The 10,954-nt window shown below is 36.8% G+C and carries 9 protein-coding genes; 1 reads left to right on the top strand and 8 read right to left on the bottom strand.

Annotated elements, in window-relative coordinates:
• Positions 1 to 213: 213 nt before the first annotated feature.
• The gene (locus QZZ23_RS14525) at positions 214 to 705 is read right to left on the bottom strand and encodes a chemotaxis protein CheW (RefSeq protein ID WP_292471592.1); all 492 of its coding nucleotides are present in this window, start codon (positions 703 to 705) and stop codon (positions 214 to 216) included.
• A gap of 16 nt (positions 706 to 721) precedes the next feature.
• Entirely contained in the window at positions 722 to 3,334 is a 2,613-nt protein-coding gene (locus tag QZZ23_RS14530; RefSeq protein WP_292471595.1) for a methyl-accepting chemotaxis protein, read from the bottom strand.
• A gap of 999 nt (positions 3,335 to 4,333) precedes the next feature.
• Between QZZ23_RS14530 and QZZ23_RS14535 the strand changes: the two genes are divergently transcribed.
• On the top strand, positions 4,334 to 6,475 hold the full coding sequence (locus tag QZZ23_RS14535) for an ATP-binding protein (RefSeq protein ID WP_292471597.1): 2,142 nt from the start codon (positions 4,334 to 4,336) through the stop codon (positions 6,473 to 6,475).
• A gap of 19 nt (positions 6,476 to 6,494) precedes the next feature.
• Here the strand turns inward: QZZ23_RS14535 and QZZ23_RS14540 are convergent, their stop codons facing one another.
• From QZZ23_RS14540 to QZZ23_RS14570, 6 genes are all read right to left on the bottom strand, one after another.
• Complete coding sequence (locus tag QZZ23_RS14540; RefSeq protein ID WP_292471600.1) at positions 6,495 to 6,824, bottom strand: hypothetical protein; 330 nt, start codon at positions 6,822 to 6,824, stop codon at positions 6,495 to 6,497.
• 495 nt (positions 6,825 to 7,319) lie between these two features.
• Positions 7,320 to 7,607, bottom strand: coding sequence for a ferritin family protein (locus QZZ23_RS14545; RefSeq protein WP_292471603.1), 288 nt, complete (start codon positions 7,605 to 7,607; stop codon positions 7,320 to 7,322).
• A 173-nt stretch (positions 7,608 to 7,780) separates the two neighbouring features.
• The gene (locus QZZ23_RS14555; protein ID WP_292471606.1) at positions 7,781 to 8,431 is read right to left on the bottom strand and encodes a hypothetical protein; all 651 of its coding nucleotides are present in this window, start codon (positions 8,429 to 8,431) and stop codon (positions 7,781 to 7,783) included.
• Positions 8,432 to 8,447: 16 nt separating this feature from the next.
• Positions 8,448 to 9,131 (bottom strand): hypothetical protein, encoded by a 684-nt coding sequence (locus QZZ23_RS14560; RefSeq protein WP_292471608.1) that lies wholly within the window; start codon positions 9,129 to 9,131, stop codon positions 8,448 to 8,450.
• A 304-nt stretch (positions 9,132 to 9,435) separates the two neighbouring features.
• On the bottom strand, positions 9,436 to 10,506 hold the full coding sequence (locus QZZ23_RS14565) for a type I restriction endonuclease (protein ID WP_292471611.1): 1,071 nt from the start codon (positions 10,504 to 10,506) through the stop codon (positions 9,436 to 9,438).
• 96 nt (positions 10,507 to 10,602) lie between these two features.
• On the bottom strand, positions 10,603 to 10,836 hold the full coding sequence (locus QZZ23_RS14570; protein WP_292471614.1) for a hypothetical protein: 234 nt from the start codon (positions 10,834 to 10,836) through the stop codon (positions 10,603 to 10,605).
• Positions 10,837 to 10,954 lie beyond the last annotated feature (118 nt).

Here is a 10,954-nt window from a genome sequence, read left to right on the forward strand (position 1 = left end):
GGTGGTAAATGTAGTCGAATAAATTTCCATTGTTCATCAGAAAGTTCCCTGAATTTTCCATTAATATCCCCATAATAAAATTCGAAGAAGTAGTATTTATAGTTTTGATATAGATTCTCTCCCTAATTATTCCCAACGTTGTATTCCCTGAAAATATTCATACATTATCTGTAAAAAAAGTAAAGAAAGTATAAAATATCGGTTGCCTGAATATCAGGCAAGATTTACGATATCTTCAACTTCTTTCTTGTTCAATACTTTACTAAGGTCAAGAAGTATCAGAAGGCGATCATCCAGTTTACCTACACCTGTGATATAATCCTTACTTACATTGGACATGACCAGTTCAGGTGCTGGATCAATGTTTGAAGCAGGGATCCTCAATACTTCATTTACAGAATCAACGATCATACCCACAACATTGTCACCAATCTCAACGACAATTATGCGCGAATGCTCATCTATATCCTTGGATCGAAGATTAAAGCGCTTATCAAGATTTAGAACCACAATTATCTTACCACGAAGATTGATAACACCCTCTACATATTCTGGAGATTGTGGGATTTGCGTGATCTCAGGCATCCTTATGATCTCCTGAACCTTCATAATCCCTACTCCGAATTCCTCTCCACCAAGCTGGAAAACCACCATTTGTAAAAGTTCATCGGTAGAACTTGTTTCAGATATTAAATCATCTGTCATATTGTATCACATCCCATTAAACAAGAGCATGCTCTACTTTTTTAGTTGATTTTATTTTTCCTGAATTGTCAGTCTGTCCACCTGACGTAAACGTAGAATCCAGTATAAACCTGTCAACGACTACTTTCATTTCACCCGCGAGGCTTGCGAGATCCTCTGATGATCTTGAAAGTTCCTGTATTGTAGCACTCTGTTCCTCAACAGCAGCAGATGCTTCTTCAGTTCCTGAAGCGGATTCCTCGGAAATAGCACTGACCTCTTCTACTGAAGAAGTTACTTCTTCAATGGAAGCAGACTGTTCCTGTGCAGCAGCAGCAATCTCCTGTACCATATTTGCTATCTGGCTACCGGCACCTACTACCTTTTCAATAACATCAGCTGCTTCATTGAGGGCGTTTGAACCTGTTTCCACTTCAATGGAACCTTGTTGCATGGACGTAACTGCATTACGCGTACCCTCCTGGATCTCTGCGATAAGCGTTGCAATCTGTTTTGCAGCATTACCTGAATCTTCGGCAAGTTTTCTCACCTCATCTGCCACAACAGCAAATCCACGACCATGCTCACCTGCACGCGCGGCTTCAATTGCTGCATTGAGTGCAAGAAGGTTAGTCTGATCTGCAATATTTGTGATAAGGCTCACAATTTCACCAATCTGCTTGGATTTGCCATCAAGTTCCATTATAACACCAGAAGACTCGGCAGATGCATTCTTAATGGAATCCATCTTGTCGAGAAGATCTTTGGCAATTGAACCAAGATTATTTATTAGTTCATTTGAATCCTTTGTATTTTCTGCTGCCTTCTGTGAATTTGTGGCAACTTCCTGTACAGTAAGGGTCATGTCAATCATGGCACGTGAGACTTCTTCTGTCTTTGCAGCTTGACTCTGAGCACCTCTTGAAATCTCTGATATCGTATCAGCTATCTGGTAGGATGAAGATGACATCTGTTCGACGGATGCTGACATTTCTTCAGCCGCTGATGCAACGTTCCTTGAGCTATCGTGTACCATTGAAACTACATTGTTCAATGATCTTCTGGTGTTCTCAATACCACCTGTCAGAACTTTGAACTCACCAACACCCTGAACCTTACCAGGCCTGCTAAGGTCATTGTTGGACATAGCTTCAAGAACATCGGATGAATCTGCAATAATTGCCTGCAGGTTCTCTCCAAAATTGTCAAGTGAATCAGAGAATACCTTAAAATCACCTTTTCTTGTGAAGCTGAACCTCGCATCAAGACTACCTTCGGAATAATCATTAACAATGCGCATTGACTCATTCAGCGGGGTCACAAGTGCATCTATAGCCTGGTTGACAGTGTTAATAGCATCATTAAAGCGTCCTTCGTAGATGGAATCATCAGCCCTGTAGTCAAGGTTTCCGGCTTCTGCAGCGTTACCAAGCTTAATGAATTCATCAACTATTCCTTCTATGTTACTCATCATTGAGATATAACATGGAATAAGCTCATCATTCTCTGAGCGCTTGCCAATTTTCTTGAATTTTTCAAGATCACTCAGGTCGCCTGAAGCAATCTTCTTGTTCGCATCCACCATTGCCAGTATGCGGCTCCGAACTTCATTGACAGCGTAGGCATTCTGCTCAAATATACCGCTATATTGACCCTCTACAGCAGTAGTATGGTCGTTAACAGCTATTTTATGGAGAACATCATTACATTCATTGAGTGGTTGTTCAATCGCATCAAGAAGAGTGTTCAAACCATTGACAATTTTCCTGAACTCACCACCATGACGAACAGTATCTACACGCAAGTCAACATGGCCACAAGTGCCTGCTTCCGCCATGCTTGCCGAATCCTCGACAAGAGCATTGATGGCATCTATGCACTGGTTGAGATTTTTCTTAATCTCGTTGAAGTCACCATAATATTCCTCTGTAATCTTCTCAGGTATGTCACCTTTTGAAATACGTTCAACATATTCCGCAGCGAAATTGAGTGGGTGTATTACTGCATCAAGAGTCTTATTTACGGCTGTCACTATCTCATGGTTATTACCCGTGAACTTATCTGCGTCAGCTCTTACCTCCAGCTGACCTTTTACAGCTGCTTCTGCAAGATTCAGGAGGTCTTCGGTAATGCCAGTCTCAGTAGTAATGTCAAGCACATACTCAAGCCCGCCTATAACATTGCCTTTCCCGTCTTGCAGAGCAGCACCTGTATAGCGGATTGGGAGATGACACGATGGCAGGTTCGCAACTGTGTCTGCAGTACAAACCTGACCTGTCTTCATGGCTTTTACCACCTGACAGTTTTCTGTATTACAGTGCGGAGTCTTAAATAGATCAAAACATTTCTTGCCGACACAAGTATCCGGAGTGCTTCCAAGCACAGCAGCTCCTGCAGAGTTTATGAAGCTGATGGATAAATTCGTATCCATTGTTACGACCGGTGTTGGAATATTGTTAAGAATTGTAGCCATGAAGTCTGCAGACTCTTTCCACTTAGCAGCTTCATCAAGAAAAGAATTAAGAGTTTTGCACAATTCGTTATTGCTACCACACGAATTAGCATCTAATCTAGTTTCCAGCATACCACTGTTTATACTTTCAAAGACGGCAGATACTTCTTTGTTAAATTTGTTGTTTATTCCAAACATTATAAAATCTCCACACTGTTAACGGCGTTATCATTCATCTAATAAACCACCTTATCATATATAAATATATATTTAAAATTTATATTAATTATATGTATGTTAATCCGGAGAGTTGCGTTTATGTAATAATTATTGAAGGTAACAGAATGATTCTGTAGAAATCCTTCATAGGTATTATCAAGCACAAACGAACACTTATGACCCATCCCATATTGCGTTGAGTCACTGCTGAACACTTATTGAACATGTTACACAAATACTATGATATATACATGCATCCGAGTCATCTATGATTTTGAACTTGCTAATAATATGCTTTCTTCAAAGCCGGAAAATAGGCTTACAAAAAATAAAATTTGAAAAAAGCCATCATTGTCTCATTTAAAGATCTTCGTTATAAAAAGCAAAACAGCAGCTATTACGACCACGACAAAAATAAGACACATCGGGCTAACTAGTAGTCGTATTGCAATAGCAAACAAAGCAAGTATGTTATTTAGAATAGCAAGCACTATTAAGAAGATTAACGCTATGATGAGAATATCTTTTAGGTCCACAGAAACCTCACCCATACAAAATATAGAAAATCAGGAACTCATGAGCGAGTCTTTTTCGGTTAAAAGATATCGACGCTGAGGAAGAGAGCGCAACGAGCAACTTAATGCTCACACCTTCACTGTAGTACAATATAGGACAGGTTGGATATGAAGTTTTGGACTTCATAGCAAAATTATTCAGGTGGTTGGTATGGGCTCACCGCTATAATACCGTACACCTTACCAAAGTATTTGGGATAAGTATACTATTAATAGTTTTCTACTTTGTTTTAGCCAAATATTCGTTGATGCCGAGGTAATTTTCATTTTCGAGTAACTCGTTTCTAACTGTGTCTAAACCCTCTATATGTTCAATAATATTTATATAAGATGCCATTTGTGTTTTTATATACATCATAATATATTCCACTCGCGTCTTCATTTTATGAGAACTGGTGCCAACATGACAAATCTTCTGCGTATTCAACATGATGTTGCTGTTATCGTAAGTTCAACAAACAGCCTTCATGAAAAGTTAAGTCTGGTTCTTGACAATCTGTTACAACTTGATACAATTGACTCTGGAGTAATCCATTTTGTTGAGGGAGATGCAAAGGATCTTGAATTTGTTGCATGCAAGGGATTTTTACCAAAATTCGAACAGTATTTAAGGGAAGTAAAACAACCAGTTCATTTTATGGGACCCGCGATGTCAGGGAAGTCCTCACTTATCAAAGGTGATGAAATATCATCTTTATATCCATATGATATCCATGATTCAGAGAAATTAAGTGCCATGTTGTTGCTCCCTATGGAGTACAATGACAAAGTGATAGCTGTAATGAGTGTTTGTTCTCATTCGACAGAAGAAATTCCAGAACAAGTCGTGACAGTACTAGAACTTATTGTTGCACACCTAGAAAGCGCAATTGGTCGCAGTAAGGTTGAATTGGAATTAAGTGCCTTTATGAATTTTGGTACGATCCATTCCAAAATTTCCTCTCTTTTCATGTGCATGAAGCCTGAAGACACGGATACATCAATAAACAAAGCCTTGGAAATGATTGGTCAATTGACAGGAGTTGAAAAGGTCGGAGTTTTTATGTTCTCCGATGATTACCTGTATATCAAGGAAACTCACGTGTGGAATGCAGAGGGTATTGATCCTGATATTAATCATTTTGATAATTTCAATATAGCTGATCACCACTGGTGGAGAAAAGAACTGTTAACCGGAAAAACATTTTACATTCGCAATCTTGATGATCTTCTCCCCGAAGCATTTCTTGAAAAAAGAACATTGACGAAATCAAATATAAATTCATTAGTAAGTGTGCCAATGGAATATCGCGGGAAAATCCTGGGTAATCTGTGTTTGGTTTCTCCATGTATCGGTAAAAAGATAGATGGGTATTTGGGACTTCTGAAGTTGATGGGAGAGGTTTTTGCAAATGCAATTGAGCACGCCCGTAAAGACGCTGAGATCAAAGAAAGAGAAAACAGATACAAGAGAATATTTAAAGAGATCCATGATATTTATTTTGAAACACAAATGGATGGGACTATACTAACTCTCAGTCCTTCCATAAAACACTATCTCGAGTTTGAGCCTGAAGAATTAATTGGTCATTCTATGGAGGCACTATATACCGTACCTAGTGAACGAAAGAGAGTGATTGAAACTTTGAAAGTATCAGGAGATTTGAATAATCACACTGTGCTTCTTAGAAGCAAAAGTGGTAATTTAATCTATATGTCAGTAAATGCTCATCTGGTTTATGGAGTTGATGGAATACCTGAAAGAATTGCAGGCATTGCCAGGGATGTTACAGAGATCAAGAAAATAGAAAAGATGCTTATAGAAGCAAAACTGTTGCTTGAAAATGCATCAAAAACACGAAGTGAATTCCTCTCCATGATAAATCATGAACTACGTACTCCTTTGAGCCATGTTGTAGGATTCTCTGATGTGCTTATAGAAGGAAATCTTGGGCCTCTTACACCCATTCAAGTAAAAAGTGTAAAATCCATCAAGCATGCGGGTTCTAAATTGTTCGATCTGTTAACTTCTTTAAATCAGATTGCTGAAATAGAAGGAGGAAGAATGGAACTTGAAATCACTGAGTTCTCTTTATTATCCCTGTTGTCTGATGTTCAAAAAATCACATCTCCCATGGCTATTAAAAAGGATGTCGACCTTGAATTCAATCACATTGACTCGTCGAATGACAGTATGATCTGCGACAGGTCCAAACTCCATACCATATTGCTCAATCTTATAAGCAACGCTATTAAGTTCACTCCATCTAGTGGAGAAGTGACTGTAGAGCTCATGCAGGATGCGAACAAAGATCTTCATATTAGCGTTAATGATACCGGAATTGGAATATCGGAAGATGATCAGAAAGTACTTTTTAAACCATTTGTCCAACTAGAGCCTGTATTGGATCGTAGACATGGTGGTGCAGGCCTTGGTCTTGCTCTAGCAAAGGAGTTTGTTGAGATCCAGGGTGGGAAGATATGGTTGACCAGTGAGGTCGGTAAAGGGAGTACGTTTGAATTCATGATACCTGGAAATCTCAAGACAAAGGATGATCCGAATTAGAGATCTACTTCATTATGTCCTACACAAAATACAAATGCTGCCTATCTGGACAATACATATCCATCTCTATCTTCAGCTGTTGGATGATGTCACAGCAATATCTGGCCAGGATGCCAAACTTGTCTTTGAGAATCTTACAGAGCTCATTGGTGGATATTCCATTGTAGAGATGATCACTCAGCACCATCATAACCTCATGTGCAAGTTCTTCTTCACTTACAGTATCTGTAATTTCAGCATCTGTCACTGTGAATGTTGAACGCTGCTTTTTTATCTCTTCGACCACGCGTAACCTGATGTTGTGATAATTACTGTCTCCACAGACAGGGCATTGTGTTTTTATATACATGTGTTTTCACCCATCTTCCACATCTGTTTGGATTAAAGAGATATATAGGTATATTTCTTTCGATTGATTAGAATCCATATTTTAATAGGCTCAAAAGAGTTAATAATGTTTATGTGGATTATACATATACAATGGAAATCTTTGCAGAATCTAAGTTTAGTCAATTGTTGATATTCATCGCAATCTATGTTGCGCTAATGATCCTTGATATGTTGTACTCTATATGTGTTAATAAACTTTTTTAACGTATGCAAAAAGTTCTATTTTAATTTTGGAAATAACATCGTGTAATTCCAGAAGAAATATATATTAAACCACATGATAGTAAAAGGAAGTTGGATGGCACCGAAGTGAGTTTTTTTGCACCCCCGCTTAACCAACTACCATCATCCGCTATCCAACTCCAGGTATTACTGACCAGCTATTAGAAAGGTTGAAGACGTAGAAATGATATTTGAGTCGTTTTGCCTAAAAAAGTAATAATAAATATTTAATTTAGCCTTCTTCAAGGCTTGCTATGTCTTTCTCTTTGCTGAAAAGGTATTCTTTAAGCTCCTTTGCAAAATTATCATCATTCTGCCTGATCCATTCGAGAAGCATAGCTGCATGTTCTTTCTCTTCATTTGCGTTGTGCACTAATATTTTCTTCAGGTTCTCGTCAGTGCAGGCATCTGCTCTCTGGGTGTACCAGTCAACTGCTTCCAGCTCTTCTTTCAGAGAATCAATTGCACGAGTCATGTTTTGAGTCTTTTCCGATAACTTATTTCTTTCTTCATGAATCATATTATCACTTGCATAATGTGGATTTCTTATAGTATATGTCTTTTGGAAGAAAATGGGATTCTCTAAAGGTACTCTCCATTACATGAAGAAGAATGCTGAAGCGGATAAGCCTTTTAGTTTGAATACACATATTAAGTAAAGATTAGAAATGTGGGAAGCTTAGTATAAGAGTCCTATCTAAAAATACCTTTGACAGAATCTACAATCTTTGAAATCCCTTTTTTCTGTGATTTTGGCTTTGCATGTGGGGTGTTTTTTTCTTTTGTTTTAGGTTTTGCTTGTGTTGTTCTTTTTTGTGCTGGGTTTGGTTCAGCCTCTTTCTTTATTTTCTCTATTGGCTCAGCAATTCCTTTTTTATCACTACAAATCAGGCATTCTAATTCATAGTAATCAAAATAATTATCTTTCCGTATGAATCGCTTTACATAATTATGCGTGCAGTTTTTTTTCTTTTCTTCACTCTCGTTTTCTTGACATCTTTTGCAAATATTCGTTAAAACGAAATCATTCTTATTTTTATAGAATGATTTAATGCAAGAAGGACAAAATGTGCCACCACAAGTAGAACAGATCAATGACTCTCGCTTCTCAACAAATACTTCAACAGTTTCATCTATTACCAAGCCTTTCTCTATTTTTGATATAGTCTGGGTTTCCTTGACTTGCTTAATCTCAATCTCTTTTCCACAATATTCACAAAACGAACTCGATTTATGGGTTACACGTTGTATAGAGTCTTTTGTATTTATCTCCAAATTGTTATTTCTTTTAGTAATATTCACTTTATGACTTCGGTTTGTATAATCTCTGTCAGCTAAACCCATTCTCCCTCACCAACTTCTATCTTAAATATACAAAAACTCCATGCCTTCTGAAAGATCTATATTCACTAAAAGCTCCCAAGAGCATTAAACAAATACCTGCTATCCAAAATATATTTGAGCTTGTAGCATCAGAAAAAGCCATTGCAAAAGTTCCACTACTAAATATTATGAAACCAAAAAACATTGTTACAATACCTATTAAACGCAAACCCCAACAATATAAATCGTTTTCCAAATTAAATGAATCTATTATTTTAGCTAGAAGCCAAGTAGAAGCTAAAATTACATACAGAAGTACAAAAAATATAAGTGTATCAAACATTTTGCCTATAGCTGAGTTGTATACAATATGTCCTGAAAAAACGACAATTGAAACTGCGAATAGAATCTGTTCAGTTATTTTTTTATTCTTTCGAATAATTCGATAGTTAAGTAACCAATACTTAAAGCCTGTCCATATTGCAATTAGAATTAATATTGTAGTAACTACTTGAGTAATATCTGAGAAATTGAAACTATTTTGGAAGTCAGAAATGAAAGACATAATTTGATTTTGAAAGGATTGATCAGATGAAAAAGCAGATTCATTATCTGCATTCAATATGATAATTGCCAATATACTTAAGATTGGAATAATTTTGAAATAGGGTTTATATTTTCGATTATTCAAATACTTTGATAACTTGTATTTCAAAGTCATATTATTAAACTCTCCATTAATATAATACCATATGCAAAAAATTAACTATAAACCTTTTGTTTTTGGTTATATATAAAAAATCTATTTTAAAAAAACTAACAAAACACTTGCATAATTTGATAACAGTTCCGTTTTTTACACTTACCTATTACCCTTTTCTAAAGTGCGAAGGGTGCGATTCGAACCAATTTTACTCGATTATGTGCTCAACTATAATTGGCTTATCGTCTTTTGAAGTAGTTAAGGGTGATTTGTGAGCAGCTGTCTTCTCTTTCTGCTCACGCTTATACATTAGGCAAGTATACTAATTATCATTTAGACTTTCCATTCGCTCAACGGCTGCTTTAATCACATCTGCCAGCTTGTAGATATCATTCAGTTCTTCAATGGGTGTTTTTACTTCTTTGCGTTCATCATCAAGGATACCTACATATTTCTGAGAAGAATTAAATCGAAGTCTACATATTGGTTTTCGATTGTTATCATCTAAAAGAATCCCACAATAGCTTTTAGTATCTCTCATAATAATCCGTTCAGGCGAGATAGTTTCACGGAGAATTGCTTTGACGATATGATACCCTTCGATTTCTTCTTCAGTAGTGACTATTCCATCATCAACAGGTTCTATGTCATCATCTATTTCGACAGAGTCTACAGTATCCCTGTCTGACATTGCAATCTTTAACCTTTCATTGATACGGTCGTTAATAAACTGGTTAAATGCATTTTTGGTGATTGCTGTAAACTGGTCACGCTTATTGGGTGTGATCCGGCCAGTATATACCTGATTAGCAAAGAACTTAACAAACTCATCAGATGGTTTGTTCATTTCTTTTAAAAGTATCTGTTTAATTTCCTTAGTATATTTTAATTCATTTGCAACCGATTCAAGTTCACAAATATCAAAACGTTCTTTTTTAAAGCGCTTCAACTCCTCTACCTGTTCATCTTTGAGATTGAGAAGGTCTATTTCCAGGAAAGGTTTGTCATCCATTTTGTTGGCATCTTCTAGATCTGAAAAGAATCGATATGTTGTACCATTGGTTAGAATACCCACTTTCGCAGAAGTAACATTGAAGTATCTAAATAATTGTGATGCGTGGTTGGTGTTTAAGTCTGATCCGATCGGTTTGCACTCTATTAATATGATAGGCTCGTTGTCTTTGATGATTGCATAATCTACTTTTTCGCCTTTCTTGGTGCCATGATCTGCAGTAAATTCCGGAATTACTTCCGTAGGGTCAAAAACATTGTAGCCAAGAATATTAATCATTGGCATAACAAGTGCGTTTTTTGTCGCTTCTTCAGTCTGGATGCTGTCTTTCAGGGCAGGCACCTTAGCAGCCAACGCTTTTACATGATCGATAAAGTCCATATTCATACACCTTTTGATTCTAGTCTATTGATTCCATTTTTGATTTATTTTCTACATACAAATTATATATTCACACTGTTAATAATGCCAAAAAAATTACTCGATTATGTGCTCAACAACAATCGGCTTGTCGTCTTTTGAAGTAGTTAAGGGTGATTTGTGAGCAGTCATGCCGTGTTCACGCTTGTAATTTCCAATAAACTCCGCTAAGGCAATACTGACAAGATCGGACATACTCCCAAAGTTGCCCGAATCCACGAGTGCGTCCGCTTGCTCTTTTATATAGGGACTAACACTTGCCGTTATTAACGGTTTGTTTCTTTTTACCATCTAATGATACTATTGCAATAACAGTATAAATACAACATTGCAACAATAGTTATGCAATAGACTAACAATAGCAAAAAGAATAAATACAATACAGCTCTTTTTTTTATGTGTATAACAA

The organism is Methanolobus sp. (assembly GCF_016278385.1).
In the GTDB taxonomy this organism is placed as follows: domain Archaea; phylum Halobacteriota; class Methanosarcinia; order Methanosarcinales; family Methanosarcinaceae; genus Methanolobus.

Coding starts and splice junctions, on each gene's coding strand:
- QZZ23_RS14535 (WP_292471597.1), top strand. CDS start 4,334: ATGACAAATCTTCTGCGTATTCAACATGATGTTGCTGTTATCGTAAGT.
- QZZ23_RS14560 (WP_292471608.1), bottom strand. CDS start 9,131: ATGACTTTGAAATACAAGTTATCAAAGTATTTGAATAATCGAAAATAT.
- QZZ23_RS14530 (WP_292471595.1), bottom strand. CDS start 3,334: ATGTTTGGAATAAACAACAAATTTAACAAAGAAGTATCTGCCGTCTTT.
- QZZ23_RS14540 (WP_292471600.1), bottom strand. CDS start 6,824: ATGTATATAAAAACACAATGCCCTGTCTGTGGAGACAGTAATTATCAC.
- QZZ23_RS14570 (WP_292471614.1), bottom strand. CDS start 10,836: ATGGTAAAAAGAAACAAACCGTTAATAACGGCAAGTGTTAGTCCCTAT.
- QZZ23_RS14555 (WP_292471606.1), bottom strand. CDS start 8,431: ATGGGTTTAGCTGACAGAGATTATACAAACCGAAGTCATAAAGTGAAT.
- QZZ23_RS14545 (WP_292471603.1), bottom strand. CDS start 7,607: ATGATTCATGAAGAAAGAAATAAGTTATCGGAAAAGACTCAAAACATG.
- QZZ23_RS14525 (WP_292471592.1), bottom strand. CDS start 705: ATGACAGATGATTTAATATCTGAAACAAGTTCTACCGATGAACTTTTA.
- QZZ23_RS14565 (WP_292471611.1), bottom strand. CDS start 10,506: ATGGACTTTATCGATCATGTAAAAGCGTTGGCTGCTAAGGTGCCTGCC.